This is a genomic window from Providencia sp. 2023EL-00965, assembly GCF_033550225.1.
Classification (GTDB): Bacteria; Pseudomonadota; Gammaproteobacteria; order Enterobacterales; family Enterobacteriaceae; genus Providencia; species Providencia manganoxydans.
The window spans coordinates 18835-34241 of record NZ_JAWUEH010000012.1; the positions used below are offsets into that span (position 1 = coordinate 18835).

Consider the following 15407-nt stretch of genomic DNA (forward strand, 5'->3'; position numbering starts at 1 on the left):
GACTCAGATTTGTGCACTTGCTAAAAATGTACATTAACATTATCTTGTTATTGTAAAATCAACAAACCACTACATATAGTATGTAATTCAGTTCTAACACTACAAGCCTCATAGGGTCACACCATGAGTTTTTTTATTGTTAGGGATGTGCTATTTCTATTTGTAGGCCAACCAAGGTGTACTTGCTCATGAACCAGAGTCTGTTAGTCACAAAACGTGATGGACATAAAGAACGCATTGATCTCGATAAAATCCACAAGGTAATAACCTGGGCCGCTGAGGGCCTAAGTAACGTATCTGTTTCACAGGTGGAGTTACGTTCACAGATTCAGTTTTATGATGGAATTAGAACCTCCGATATTCATGAAACCATGATCAAAGCAGCAGCAGACCTGATTACTGGTGATACCCCTGATTATCAGTACCTTGCCGCGCGTCTTGCTATTTTCAACTTGCGTAAAAAAGCGTACGGTCAATTTGAACCGCCAACACTGTATAAACACGTCAAACGCCTAGTTGAAATGGGCAAATATGATAAGCATTTGCTGGAAGACTACTCACAAGCAGAGTTCGAGCAAATGGATGGTTTTATTGACCATTGGCGTGATATGAATTTCTCCTATGCTGCCGTCAAACAACTTGAAGGTAAGTACTTGGTTCAGAACCGTGTTACGGGTGAAATTTATGAAAGCGCGCAATTCCTGTATATTTTAGTTGCGGCATGCCTGTTTTCACATTATCCGAAAGAAACACGCCTTGACTATATTCGTCGTTTCTATGATGCGGCATCAACATTTAAAATCTCATTGCCAACCCCTATTATGGCTGGTGTACGTACTCCTACTCGCCAATTCAGCTCTTGTGTACTGATTGAGTGTGGCGATAGCCTAGATTCAATTAACGCAACCTCAAGTGCGATTGTTAAGTATGTTTCACAACGTGCTGGGATCGGTGTTAACGCAGGCCGTATCCGTGCGCTAGGCAGCCCAATTCGTGGTGGTGAAGCATTCCACACAGGTTGTATTCCTTTCTATAAGCATTTCCAAACAGCGGTTAAATCGTGCTCGCAAGGTGGTGTTCGTGGCGGTGCAGCGACACTGTTCTATCCACTGTGGCATTTGGAAGTTGAAAGCTTATTAGTCCTGAAAAATAACCGTGGTGTTGAAGGTAACCGTGTACGTCATATGGACTACGGTGTTCAAATCAACAAGCTAATGTATGAGCGTTTGATCAAGAACCAAGACATCACTCTGTTTAGCCCATCAGATGTACCGGGACTATATGATGCATTCTTTGCTGATCAAGATGAATTTGAGCGCTTATATGTGACTTATGAGCAAGATGAAACTATCCGTAAAACTAGCGTCAAAGCGGTTGAACTGTTTTCATTGATGATGCAAGAACGCGCCTCAACTGGCCGTATCTATATTCAAAACGTAGACCATTGTAATACGCATAGCCCATTTGATCCTCAAGTGGCACCGGTACGTCAATCTAACCTTTGTTTAGAAATTGCATTACCAACCAAGCCATTGAATAACATCAATGATGAAGAAGGCGAAATTGCGCTCTGTACGCTATCTGCCTTTAACTTAGGCGCGATTGATAGCCTTGACGAGTTAGAAGAGCTGGCAGTATTGGCTGTACGTGCTCTGGATGCGTTATTAGATTATCAAGACTACCCGATCATTGCTGCGAAAAAAGGTGCAATGGGTCGTCGTACGTTAGGTATTGGCGTTATCAACTATGCTTATTATTTAGCTAAGCATGGCGTGCGCTATTCTGATGGCAGTGCCAATAATTTGACACATAAAACGTTTGAAGCCATTCAATATTATCTATTGAAAGCCTCTAACGAGCTGGCAAAAGAACAAGGGGCTTGCCCTTGGTTCAATGAAACCACTTATTCACAAGGTATTTTACCAATCGATACCTATAAAAAAGAGTTGGATAAACTGACCAATGAACCTCTACATTTTGATTGGGAAACATTGCGTAAAGATATTCAACAATATGGGCTGCGTAACTCAACATTGTCTGCGTTGATGCCATCTGAAACATCATCACAGATTTCTAACGCAACGAATGGTATCGAGCCACCTCGTGGTTATATCAGTATTAAAGCATCGAAAGATGGTATTTTACGCCAAGTTGTTCCTGATTATGAGAATCTGAAAGGCGCTTATGAGTTATTATGGCAAATGCCTTCAAACAGCGGCTATTTGCAATTAGTCGGTATTATGCAGAAATTTATCGATCAGTCGATCTCTGCCAATACTAACTATGACCCAACGCGTTTTACCACTGGCAAAGTACCAATGAATCAATTGCTAAAAGATTTATTGCTCGCCTATAAGTTTGGTGTGAAAACACTTTACTACCATAACACCCGTGATGGCGCGGAAGATGTTCAAGGTGATCTGGAAGAAGTTGTTGAGTCAGCTGATTCAGATTGTGAAGGCGGCGCGTGTAAAATTTAATAGGAATTGTCATGTCACATACATACACAACCTTCTCTCAAAAGAGAAATGACCAATTGCTGGAGCCGATGTTTTTCGGCCAGCCTGTTAACGTAGCTCGCTTTGATCAGCAAAAGTATCCGATTTTCGAAAAGTTAATCGAAAAACAGCTTTCGTTTTTCTGGCGCCCAGAAGAAGTTGATGTTTCACGCGATCGCATTGATTACAATGCACTGCCTGATCATGAAAAGCATATTTTCATCAGTAATTTGAAATACCAAACGCTGCTTGACTCTATTCAGGGTCGCAGCCCTAACGTAGCACTGCTGCCTTTGATTTCAATTCCTGAATTAGAAACTTGGATTGAAACTTGGGCATTCTCAGAAACTATTCATTCACGCTCTTACACTCATATTATTCGTAATATCGTGAATGACCCGGCACTGATTTTCGATGATATCGTTGAAAATGAAGAAATTCTGAAGCGTGCTCGTGATATTTCAGCGTACTACGATACACTGATTGAAATGACTAATTATTACCATATGTTTGGTGAAGGCACTCACACCTGCAATGGTAAGCAAATTACGGTGTCATTACGCGCTCTGAAAAAACAGCTGTATCTGTGCCTAATGAGTGTTAACGCACTGGAAGCCATTCGCTTCTATGTCAGTTTTGCTTGTTCATTTGCTTTCGCAGAGCGTGAACTGATGGAAGGTAATGCTAAAATCATCAAATTGATTGCCCGTGATGAAGCATTGCATCTCACTGGTACACAGCATATGCTAAATTTACTGCGTTCAGGTCAAGACGATCCTGAAATGGCAGAAATTGCCTTAGAATGTGAAGATGAATGCTATAAACTGTTTGTGGATGCGGCTGAGCAAGAAAAAGAGTGGGCTGAATACTTATTTAGCGAAGGCTCAATGATTGGCTTGAACAAAGACATTTTGTGTCAATATGTTGAATATATCACCAACATTCGTATGCAAGCTGTTGGTTTAAAACTACCATTCGAAGCACGTTCAAATCCAATTCCTTGGATCAATGCATGGTTAGTTTCTGATAACGTTCAAGTTGCGCCACAAGAAGTTGAAGTCAGCTCCTATCTGGTCGGTCAGATTGACTCTGAAGTCAATACTGATGACCTGAGTGATTTTGAACTCTAATCATGGCTAGCCATAAAGTCACCCTGCGGCTTTCGCAGGGTGTGCAAGTCCCCTACCATACCGAGATCCACACTAGCTTGCTCGATGCACTTGAAGACAGCCGTATACCTGTCGAGTTTCAATGCCGAGAAGGTTACTGTGGTTCATGCAAGGTCATGCTTCTAAAAGGGAAAGTGGGTTATAAACAAAAGCCTTTGGCCTTTGTCCAAAATGGAGAAATCCTACCTTGTTGCTGCCACCCTCTTTCTGATATTGAAATCAATCAATAAGTAGCACACTGACAGAACCAAGTAAAAAAGTGTTTGATTGTCACCGTTGTACTATTCATCGAGCAGTCAAACCTTTCTTGAGCACACGCTAAAAAAACAGCAAAAATTTTGTTTGCGTCATATTAGAGCCCTCATCATAACACCACTTTTAGCCTAATAAGTAGAGCACTTATCTTCACAAGTTTGAAGATAAGTGCTCTTTTCACTTTAGCTATTTTGAAGTTAAAAATTGAAGAAATTGCCAATTATTCTATTTTTTATATACAAGTCACAGGAACCCAACTTTGCAGGCATTCAAAATCGCTACGCAATTGCTCTTTATTTTCATTAGTGAAGATGAGGATGCCAGCAGTATCAATAAGTGAACGCGAATTAACAACATCACCAACTTTAATATGCCAGTCTATGTGCCATTCACTTATTAACTTCGGCTCATTTAAACTGGTAACAATTCCATGACCCACAGGTAGTAATGCGCAAACAACATTATTTTGTATATCAGGATGTATGCTTTCTAATGCTGATGAGCCCGCTGTTTGTAGCAAAGTAGCATCAATAAGATTAATGTGACTATTTTGGGTGTGAAACGGTACACCTATCCCCCCTGGAACTCGAGCAGCAATTTCAAGAAAAATAATATCTTGTGAATCTTCTTTGATAAATAATTCATGATGGGTAGAGCCGTTTTGAAAGCCCAACTCGGTAATCAATGTCTGATTAAATTCAAATAACCGCTGGTATTGAATGCTGTCTGTCACGGGATAAACTGAGAGTGGTTTTCCCATAACAAAATCAAAATTACTGCATCCTAATTCTAATATTCCACAAAATACAACTTTACCATTTTGAATAAATGAGTCGCATTGATACATTTTTCCACAAATAAACTCATCTATTTCATAAGAAAATGTGTGTTCATCAATGTTTATCATTTCTTGGGCTTCTCGTAAATCAAGCTCTGAATTGATTATTTTGACATTAAAGCTTCCAGCACCTGAAGTTGGTTTAATGATCATTCTCTCGCCAAGAGCTTCTTTTAGTTCGTGATAATAATTATGAATATTTTCATTCAGTAATTGTATATCTAGCTTTTGATGTTTGGGTACTGAGTTGGGAAAAATAGCACTCACACATTGTTTCATCAATAATTTATCACGGAACTTCAATACCATTTCCGTATGATCTCCATCGATATCAAATGCTAAACGTACTTTTGCTGCGGTTAATACATTATCTTCTTGCTGACAAAAAATAGCGACATCTTCAGCTGAGCCTACTAAAGCGATTTCTTGTTTTACAATTTCAGAGACTTGTTCGAAATCCAATTCAGGACGTAAACTTTCTGTCACGGCCCCACTGACATGATAAATTTTTGCTACTTTTCTAGCCAAAAGTGGATGCGCTACCTCGCTATGTTCAATAACTAAAACTAAACGAATTTGTTGAATTAATTGAGTGAGTACAGCTTCAGAAGCAAATTGTAAATAAGACTGAGAAAGAAGTATGACAGTTTTTTTCATAGTAATAACCCCCTATTAGAATAATTAACATTCATTCTGTATAACAAACGACTATTTTGGATATCATGGCTAGGTTTAATAGCATAGCCACGATGAAGTGTGAGTAGGTTGTCCCAAATAATAATATCGTTTGGGCTATAATGATGTTGATAAAACTGGGAATTCTCGATAATGAAATCTTCTAATTCATTCAGTAATTTCAATGAAACTTCTTGGGATATTTCATCAAAGCAAAAAGCAGTACCTGAGATAGCAAAAAGAGATTGTTGTCCTGTATATGGATGGACTTGCACTAAATTGTGTATTGCAGGAGCAAGGGTCATTTGTTGATCACTGGTTAACAATTGATTTGGTGCAGATGGATTTAATATTGTCCTCCGGTTACCAAAAGCATGGTGCACTCTAATATTATCTAATGATGTTCCACAAATACTTTCAATTTTTATTACTAAATCAGAATTTAGACGAAGAACATTAAGTGCATCAACCATATCTATAAATTGAGTATAACCACCATAAATAGGTTCCCTTAAAGACATTAATGCTGTCGCAATACCGAGACTAGGTTTATAAGACATATCTGTATGCCAGTATGTTCCGCCATCTAAAATACCTTCCTGCTCACCTTCTGGATTAATATAATTAGATATTCGAATAATATCTTTATAACCATCAACAGAAAAATTTTGTAAAACATGATATTCAGGTTCCCCTATTGATAACATTAATCGGTGATAATCCTCCAATGATATCTTTTTATCGCGTAATATAAGTACTTTTCCAACATGAAGTAGAGAATTTAAATAATGAGTGGCCTTATCATTAAATATTTCATCAAATTCATAAATTTCATAAATAAAATTATCTAATAACATCTTAACTTTCATACTCCACCTTATTCATGGTATTAACCGATTTTGCGCCAGCTAATGTACCTGCAACATATAATCCGGCAATAGATGTTCGCCCTAGTTCATTTGATATATATCCATAACTATTTAATTTTAATTGGGATAGATCATTAGGAGGTAGAGTACATGAAACACCTATAGCTGAGATAAATAATGTACTCTGGGAAGAGATTAAAAGTGTTTTTGTGTTATCACTATCTATATCTGAAAAAAGTTCAGAGTATGAAATATCAGCAATATGAATTTTATTTTTTACTTTCTCTATTTTTACAGATAAATATTCCCCATCAGAAAATATAGATGAATAAATCAAAAATGATAACCGAATCTTATTTTTAGTAGTATGACTTTTCCATATGTTTTCAATTGTAATTTGACTTGAGGCCCTAAGTGCAAATCTATCCGTAGTTTCCTGAGGGAATAAGCCCAGATATTTCTTCGCTAAAATTGTCGTATTTAATTTATATGAAGCGGCAATATTGGCTAGTTGAAAAGCAGTATTACCACCACCTAAAATTACGACTTGATTATATTTATTAATATTATGACTATTTTGATTGAATAATTTATAAGCTGAAAAGCAACTTATATGTGGTAATAAGGAAAACGTATCAGGAATTTCTTTTGATATAATGCCCGTTGCTAAAACCAATCCTTGCGAATAATAAATTGTCTTACCAAATTGATTTTCCACTAGACATTTAAACTTATCTTTATATTTAGTAAACCAAATAACTTTTCCAATAATAATCTTAACAGGAAGAGCATCGATAACCCGCTTAACATATTGCACATATTCATTTGCAGTAGGGGTCATCTCAACGCAAGACATACAATCAACTAAAGACAAATTAGTATCATGCAGATATAATTCATCGTAATAAGATTGAAGTCTTTTCTCTCCCATAATTTCCATACAACCACCGATTTGTTCAGTGATAATAGTAACATCTTTACCTAAAGAGCAAAGTCTTGATGCCTCTATTGCAGCTGAAGGGCCACCGCCAATAATAATGAAAGAATCCATATATTAAATCCTTAAAAATTAGATGACATCAAACGCTGGTATGCAGAATCAATAACAGAACTATTTAAAGCAAATGAAAATCTCAACCAATTAGTGTCTTTATTGTAAAAAAAATCATTAAGAGGTAACGGAGTTATCCCTAAATTTAAGGTAAGAAAAATAGCTTGCTCGATAGCAGGTTTATCGGAAAGTCTAGGATGGGATGCCATAATGAAATGCCCACCATTAGGTTTAATTAAATTAAACCCCGCATGAAATAAACCTTCATACAACTTTATTGCTCTTTTATGGTAGAGTTGAGATACACAACTTAGCGTAGAAGAAGAAACCACTTGCATCACCCTTAACGAAGCTCTCTGCAACAATTCAGGTTGACAGTTAGACATATGTTTATGAATTATGAGAGCTTGTTCTAATAACTTCGAGGTTCCAACAAGCCATCCAACCCTAACCCCAGTAGCAGCAAAACTTTTTGATACAGAACCTGCAATCAGAATATTACGTTGAGACATATCTAAATAAGGAGTTAACTCTTCAGTGAAATTGAAATGACGATAGACGTCATCAATTAAAATAGCACAACCTGTGGTATCTTGAATTAACCATAATTGCTGCCAATCATTAGCTGTAAAAACAGCACCTGATGGATTGTGAGGAGTATTGATTAGAATAATACTTTTAGAATTAGCAACCTGTTTCAGGAGCATCCAATCTATAATTAGTTTTTCCGTATTTCTCCCCATCAAAATGGGTTTAAATTTAAGATGAGCTAATTTAGCTAAACCTATATAGTAGGAATAAAAAGGTTCCATTACAATAAGATCAGAATAACCATTTTTACTCCATGCATATAATCCACACAATAATGCTTCAGTACAACCAGAAGTAATGATTGCATCATCGAATGCGTTCAAAAAAGTACTCTTCAGTAACATCTGAATAAGTGGCAAGTATCCTACAGATGGCTGATATTGCCACATATTTAGGTGTGAGTTCTTTATAGCTTCATCCCATAAGTTATCATAAATATTGTCAGGAATTCCTTGTGAAAGATTTAGCGAATTATTTTTCTTAGCAAAATAAGACATATATTCAAAAATACTTACTGATGAATTACTATTCTTTATCATTAACTCACCTTTTTATTTTTAGCGTCAGTAAATTAACAACACTATCATGTATATCAACTTATGTAATAAAAGACTTTAAATTATCATTTTTAATTAAAGTCTTTATAAGCATAATCTTTATTTGTAGTAGCCAATCTATTGAGTCCGCTCCAAAAATTATTAAGAGACTCTAACACTTGACGTGCTCCCTCTATTATTTCCATCTTAGAATCATCATTTTTTGCAGCAGCTAGCATTGCTTCTTGTATCCAATCAACATGATTACACTCAATTAATATATGTAAATAGAAATAATTGTAATCTTCATGTTGCCAACCTTTATATAAACGAAATCCTTCATAAAGATTAACTATCATAGGAAAACCAAATTCCTCTATAACATAATGTGCACCTAATGCATAATTAGGTGATTCAAATAAAAAAAGTCGATTTAAATTTTCAATTAAATCTTTAGTCTCTTGATTATAGTCAGCATTTTCGTAATCATCTAAACTAATACCAATAGCAGTTAATACCTTTTCAAACATAATGTAGTGAGCATCCCCTTTACCATCACCTAACTCAGAAACTACAGTACGACAAATTTTCAATCGAATTAATTCATCACTTACTCTAGGAGCTAGCCCTGAAAGAATTCGTGGAAAAGTTCGAATATAATAATAGTATTGTTGAAATATGGTTTTAACTATATCAAGGGGTAATATTTCTTTCTGAAATGTTTTATAAAAATCATTTTCATTTATTCTTGAAGAAGTTATCATTTTTCGTATTTCATCTACTAGATTAGCATTCATTTTAACTCCTTATTTTATTAAAAATATATTTAGTCATATACTATAAATAATTAAAATTACAGGTAGGCAATAAGCGAAGATAGACAAAGAGAATAAATGAACTCTATGATTCAATTCGCTGAGTATAATCACCCCCTCTGAAACTTGAAGTATAATGAGCATAAACCTATGCTTTAAACTTCATTAATATATTACTAATAATTAATGATATACTGACTAAACCAATTAGAATAGGAACCCAGACGTTACCCCATGGAGCTACAATATATTCAGTTGCAAGTGCAACTACAGGAACTAATGGGGTTATAATAGAAACGCGTGCAGCACCTAATTTTAAAATTGCATGTTGTAATAAGTATACAGGAATAACAACAAAGACGATTGAAAGAAATACTAATTTTGACAAGGTATATAAATCAGTTGCGACTATAGTGAATAACTGTTCTTGAGCTAACGCGCTCGTGACTAAAAGTAAAATAACAAATCGAGTAGTTAAAACATGTAATGTTGTCACCCCGATAACTTTCATTATTTTTGCTGAAAGGAAGATATAAATACCACCTGTACATCCAGCAATAGAAGCAAGAATAACGCCATCTAAGACCATTTGCGTGTTGTTATAATGAAGATCTTTATTAAAATATAATCTAGCCACTATTAGCGCAAAGATAGAAGTTGCAATGAGTAGCGGACCCATGACTTGTAGCCAACCATTATTTCCTTTAAATAACCCTAACAGCATAACGACGATGGGTACCCATCCCTGATAAATAGCAGATTCGACAGATGCCTCAATCCTTTGTAGTGCCATGAACATCAATAACCAACTAAATAATGTTAAAATGTTTAACCAAAAAACCATAAGTTTATTTTCCATAATAAACCCTATAGTTTTCTGCTTTTTGATAAAAGAAAATATAAGAAAGATTATTTGTGCCACTAGTAATGTGAAGAATGTTAACGTTGTTCCTTTAATTTCAGAAAAACTCATTGATACCCATACTGAAGAGATAGACGTAAACAAACAGTAAAGTATGATAAATATCCAACCTGAACTACTCGATAAATAAAACCAATTAATATGATGATTATTATTCATTCTGAGTACCAAATATTAAATAAAGTCACGATAAATACAGGTGACAAGTGAATAGAACCTCATCTCCTATAAAATACATTATCCATATGAATTACAATACAATTCCGAATAACTCTAATAATTTATTAAAAGATTGTGATTGCCTGTTTTTTTACATTTTAATCTTACGTATTTTTCCATATAAGAAAATATATTTAGCTGCCTGCATTTATTTATTTTTTAAATAAACAATACTCATCAACACCTTATTGAATGCAGTATGTATTTTATTAATTTTTATAATTTATAGTATCTATTAGATTTCGGTTACTTTGATGACAAAGCAAATACATTAATGAACTCACTGTTAATTTAATATAGCATGACATTTCTAAAATTGATGAATTTTATTATTATTAAAAAATAAAAATAACGATATTTTAGTTATGAACCAAAGTGGTGCATTTATCTTATAGGCTAAATTTATAATAGAATGATATTAAAACGCTTTATCTCATCATGAATAATATCAATTTCCACAGTGCAATCAAAACCCTATATAGTAATATTATCGCTATTGCTGAGACTTCAAAAACGTTCGCTAAGTAAAATAACCATTTTATCATTTAGCTTTCTACGCATTAGGCTGCTGTATGCAATGAATAAACAATACGTTTTTTGTCATCAGAAAAAGGATATCAGTGGATTTAATATGTTAGGATCTTAGGCTGAGCCTTTCATCATGCACATTGTTGACCTACAAAATAAGCACTCTTTATAACCCACTGATTCTATTAACATCATTTAATATTATACTTTGCTATACAGATAAGTTTAATGCTCATAAGATATTCCGCAAGCAGGATACATTACATATCCGTTTTATATACAGTGAATGACACGAAAAAGCTTGATTTGAGAAATGAGTTAAAATAGCTTGTTCATAAAATATTATGGCGACTGTATGCTGTCAAAAATATATGACAGAATGATCAGAATATATATTGGATGTGAATACGCGTTATAATGAAAATCTCGAAAGTAAAGAGATGCCATTCAAATCAATCAATTTATCAAAAAATTAAATGACTACCGTAAAATATCATTTATTCAACGGTAGTCTGACATACTCATATCACTTTAGAAGTGATTATTTTATGCATTATAGGTAGCCGTACAAACCTGCAAATACCCAGCCAAACACACAAGAAACACCCACACCAATCAAACCCGGTAAAATGAAACTGTGGTTAATCACAAATTTACCAATCCGAGTTGTTCCTGAACGGTCAAATTGAATGGCAGCAAGATCGCTCGGGTAAGTTGGTAAAATATAATAACCATAACAAGCAGGCGCAGATGCAATAATATAGGCGGGATCAACACCAATACCTAACGCAATCGGCACCACCGCAGCTAATGCTGCCGCTTGTGAGTTAACAAATTTAGAAACTAATAATAGAATGACTGCGTAAGCCCATGGAAAATCTTTTACTAATGCGCCAAGGGTGCCTTTTATCTCATCCATATGTGCGCCGAACATGGTTTCTGCCATCCATGCGATACCATACACCGCAACAATTGCTATCATCCCTGAACGGAATACTTCGTTTTTAGATATTTGCCCCGGGTTTGTTTTACAAATAATGATAATCAGTGCACCAGCCAACAGCATAAACATTTGGATCACGAGTACCATGGAAAGTGGCTTACCATTAACCAAAGGTCTTAATTCAGAAACTGCGCCCAAAATGGCAACAACAGCGATGGATGCTAAAAAAATCCACATCGCAACCCAATTAATTTTTGGTAATTTCTTATCAAGTAAAGTCGCGCTGTCACCATAAACATACTCATAGTTTTCTGGCACTGAGATGAATTTTTGGAATTCAGGATCTTTATCTAAATCCTTACCTCTAAACCAGCTAAAAATACCAATAGCCAGTATCCCGATCAGCGTAGATGGAATGGTAATTGCTAATAAATCTAAAAATTCTAATGATTTGCCATTAATAGTGACACCATTAAGCATCGCTACTAATGATACCACTGCAACAGAAACAGGACTGGCGATGATCCCCATTTGTGCACCAATGCTACTGGCCGCCATCGGTCTTTCTGGACGGATATTATTTTTGATCGCGGCATCATAGATAATCGGTAAGATGGTATACACCACGTGCCCTGTACCACACAAAATGGTTAAGATACATGTCACAAAAGGTGCCACAATAGAAATGTATTTTGGATTTTTACGTAGTAGTCGTTCTGCAATTTGCAGCATGACATCCAAACCGCCTGATGCTTGTAAGGTTGCTGATGCGGCAACAACAGCAATAATAACAAGCATAACATCAACAGGCGGTTTTCCAGGCGGTAGACCAAAACCAAACACCAGTATTACCAACCCAACACCACCTAACAGCCCTAATGCCATCCCTCCTTTTCTTGCTCCGTAGAACAAGCAGACAAGAATAATGGCGAGTTGTATCAGAAAGTCCATAAGTTCATCCTTTAATTAATGTTTATCTACATTATCAGGATGAAAGATTGGCAAATTGTTGATTTATATTAATTAGTAAAAGAATTTAATCTTATTTTTCAATGCGATTTCGGCATTACATCACAATATTTATCTTAAGTTACTGTCATACTGTTCTGTTAAGTTAAAATATCCATATAAATCAGTCGATTAATAAAGACATGTTAACATTATAAACCATATACATTCACCTTTAATGATCTAATTTCATAACTCTAATTAATTAGTTACCTAAAACTATTCGCCGTTATTTTCATCACTTAAGTTCAATAAACCCCACCATCGTAAACATATGTTTACATCAAATGTAATTTAGATTTGACAGAAAAAAGCAGATCGCATAATCTGCACAGCTTATTAATCTATGACTTTTAATCAGAGGAATTTGTGAAAAATCGCACGCTAGGTAGCGTTTTAATCGTTGCAGGAACAACAATAGGTGCAGGGATGCTGGCAATGCCACTAGCCGCTGCGGGTGTCGGTTTCACAGGTATCGTTTGCTTACTTGTAGGCTTATGGATGTTAATGAGTTATACCTCATTACTGTTGGTTGAAGTTTATCAACATAATCCACCTGATATGGGTTTAGGCTCTATCGCTAAAAAATACCTAGGTCCAATAGGCCAAATCGTCACTGGCCTTAGCATGCTATTATTAATGTATGCACTCACGACCGCTTATATTGGCGGTGCAGGCGTATTAATTTCCGACAGTCTTTCGTCTTGGTGGAATATTCAAATTTCAACCGAAAGCGCAATCATTCTATTTACCGTGATTGGTGGTGCGGTAGTTTGTATCGGTACCCATTCTGTCGATTTTATTAACCGCTTACTATTTACTGCTAAAATTATTTTTCTGGTAATTATGTTAGCCGTTATGATGCCTCATGTTGAATCTGTCAACTTAGCGTCGATGCCTGTCGAGAAAGGGATGCTCCTAGCCGCTGTTCCTGTGATTTTTACCTCTTTTGGTTTTCATGGCAGTGTGCCTAGTCTAGTTAATTACATGAATGGTGATGTACGTAAATTACGTCTCATTTTTATTACAGGAAGCGCGATCCCTCTGATCGCCTATATTCTGTGGCAAATCGCCACATTAGGTTCAATCCCATCTAGCACCTTTTTAGGTATTTTGGCTCAAGAGGCTGGACTTAATGGTCTATTGACGGCAATCCGAGATGTCGTCGCAACACCACGAGTCAACATTGCAGTGAGCCTGTTTATGGATCTTGCTCTCGCCACTTCATTCTTAGGAGTCGCACTCGGCTTGTTTGATTATTTAGCTGACTTATTCAAGCGTAGTAATCATTTCTTTGGTCGGATGCAAACGACGTTATTAACCTTTTTGCCACCACTACTTGCCGCATTATTTTTCAGTAGTTTTGTGCAAGCGTTAACTTATGCAGCAGTGGCATTGTCAGTATTAGCACTGATCATCCCTGCATTATTAACCATGCGAGTCAGAGCAACAGAAAAGCCCACGGACAAACCTCACTATCAGGTCAAAGGTGGTTCGGCTGTTTTAGGTGTTGTGCTACTTTGTGGTATCGCTGTGATTGTGATCCAATTTGCTATTGTGGCCGGTTTTTTACCTAATGTAGGTTAAATATCTCTCCCATAAAAAAACCTGTACCGTTAATAAAACGGTACAGGTTTTTTCTTTTAGAACAGATTTATTAGAAACTTAAACCTGCACCAACATACCAACCATCAGCAATTTTGTTGTTTGGGTTGTTGTGATTACCTTTAATATCGATGATACGGTAACCTGCATCAACGGATAAAGGTTTAAATACCGTGTAACGAGCACCCACTTTTGCTTCAGTATAAGCATCACTACCCGAAGTTAACGAAGCAGGCGCACCATAAGCTTCGCCATAGATATTTAATGAAGGTAGAGCTTGCCAGCCTAAACCTGCACCAGCCGCTAGTGCCATACCGTTTTTATTATCTTCAGGAGATAAATATAGCGCTTTACCGCCAACATAAGCAGAGAATGGCCCCAGTGGTAAACCAAAAGTTGCACCTAAGCTACCCATTTGACCGTTATGATCACTGCGCGCCCATGAACCATCAAATGCTAGGCCAGAACCTTTAGTACCAATACCAGCGCTTAATTCAGTATAATGTTCACCTGCACTTGCATTTACCGAGATTGCTTGTGCTGTCCCAACAAACATCAGTGATGACGCCGCAGCAGCAGCGAGAAATAATCCTTTACGCATATTATTGCCCCATAAATAGAAGTTATAGTAATAATATTACAATATATAATCACTATTCTCAGCAGTTATTACTGTTTTTTACTTTATGATTACTAAAAAACAACCAATAACTACTGAAATGAGTATCACTTAGCTCAAGCCAATCTCTATTTATAATCATTTTTAATTAGTTATCACAGCAATCGATACGACAAATTAGTTATACTTCAACCAATCAACTATAATCGAATGATAATAATGCATAATTTATCAATTTATATGATATAAACTGCATTAAAAGGATT

At 35.9% G+C, this 15407-nt stretch carries 12 protein-coding genes; 4 read left to right on the forward strand and 8 right to left on the reverse strand.

The features are described from left to right. Positions 1-188 precede the first annotated feature (188 nt). The 3 genes from nrdA to yfaE are packed head-to-tail and all read left to right on the forward strand — an operon-like array spanning position 189 to position 3897. The gene (gene nrdA / locus SC428_RS15090) at positions 189-2480 is read left to right on the forward strand and encodes a class 1a ribonucleoside-diphosphate reductase subunit alpha (RefSeq protein WP_070929252.1); all 2292 of its coding nucleotides are present in this window, start codon (positions 189-191) and stop codon (positions 2478-2480) included. Between the two features lie 11 nt (positions 2481-2491). After that, positions 2492-3628 carry a class Ia ribonucleoside-diphosphate reductase subunit beta gene (nrdB, locus tag SC428_RS15095; RefSeq protein ID WP_070929251.1) on the forward strand — a complete coding sequence of 379 codons (1137 nt, stop codon included), beginning with the start codon at positions 2492-2494 and terminating at the stop codon, positions 3626-3628. A gap of 2 nt (positions 3629-3630) precedes the next feature. Beyond that, entirely contained in the window at positions 3631-3897 is a 267-nt protein-coding gene (gene yfaE, locus SC428_RS15100) for a class I ribonucleotide reductase maintenance protein YfaE (protein ID WP_070929250.1), read from the forward strand. A 257-nt stretch (positions 3898-4154) separates the two neighbouring features. Here yfaE and SC428_RS15105 read toward each other — a convergent pair whose 3' ends face one another. From SC428_RS15105 to SC428_RS15135, 7 genes are all read right to left on the reverse strand, one after another. Further along, complete coding sequence (locus SC428_RS15105) at positions 4155-5417, reverse strand: ATP-grasp domain-containing protein (protein ID WP_283125322.1); 1263 nt, start codon at positions 5415-5417, stop codon at positions 4155-4157. Beyond that, entirely contained in the window at positions 5414-6304 is an 891-nt protein-coding gene (locus SC428_RS15110; protein ID WP_318708542.1) for a TauD/TfdA family dioxygenase, read from the reverse strand. Before SC428_RS15110 ends, SC428_RS15105 begins: the two co-directional genes overlap by 4 nt. Further along, positions 6294-7355 (reverse strand): FAD-dependent oxidoreductase, encoded by a 1062-nt coding sequence (locus tag SC428_RS15115; RefSeq protein ID WP_318708544.1) that lies wholly within the window; start codon positions 7353-7355, stop codon positions 6294-6296. Before SC428_RS15115 ends, SC428_RS15110 begins: the two co-directional genes overlap by 11 nt. 11 nt (positions 7356-7366) lie before the next feature. After that, positions 7367-8485, reverse strand: a complete 1119-nt coding sequence (locus tag SC428_RS15120) for a pyridoxal phosphate-dependent aminotransferase (RefSeq protein ID WP_283125325.1) — start codon at positions 8483-8485, stop codon at positions 7367-7369. A gap of 89 nt (positions 8486-8574) precedes the next feature. Further along, positions 8575-9279 carry a TenA family transcriptional regulator gene (locus SC428_RS15125; RefSeq protein WP_283125326.1) on the reverse strand — a complete coding sequence of 235 codons (705 nt, stop codon included), beginning with the start codon at positions 9277-9279 and terminating at the stop codon, positions 8575-8577. 166 nt (positions 9280-9445) lie between these two features. Continuing rightward, the gene (locus SC428_RS15130) at positions 9446-10378 is read right to left on the reverse strand and encodes an EamA family transporter (protein WP_283125327.1); all 933 of its coding nucleotides are present in this window, start codon (positions 10376-10378) and stop codon (positions 9446-9448) included. Positions 10379-11519: 1141 nt separating this feature from the next. After that, positions 11520-12860 carry an anaerobic C4-dicarboxylate transporter gene (locus SC428_RS15135; RefSeq protein WP_070929249.1) on the reverse strand — a complete coding sequence of 447 codons (1341 nt, stop codon included), beginning with the start codon at positions 12858-12860 and terminating at the stop codon, positions 11520-11522. Between the two features lie 486 nt (positions 12861-13346). Between SC428_RS15135 and tyrP the strand changes: the two genes are divergently transcribed. Continuing rightward, positions 13347-14504, forward strand: a complete 1158-nt coding sequence (gene tyrP / locus SC428_RS15140) for a tyrosine transporter TyrP (protein WP_412544697.1) — start codon at positions 13347-13349, stop codon at positions 14502-14504. Between the two features lie 70 nt (positions 14505-14574). On the opposite strand, the gene SC428_RS15145 is transcribed toward tyrP, so the two are convergent. Next, positions 14575-15123 carry a YfaZ family outer membrane protein gene (locus tag SC428_RS15145; protein ID WP_070929247.1) on the reverse strand — a complete coding sequence of 183 codons (549 nt, stop codon included), beginning with the start codon at positions 15121-15123 and terminating at the stop codon, positions 14575-14577. Positions 15124-15407: the final 284 nt, after the last annotated feature.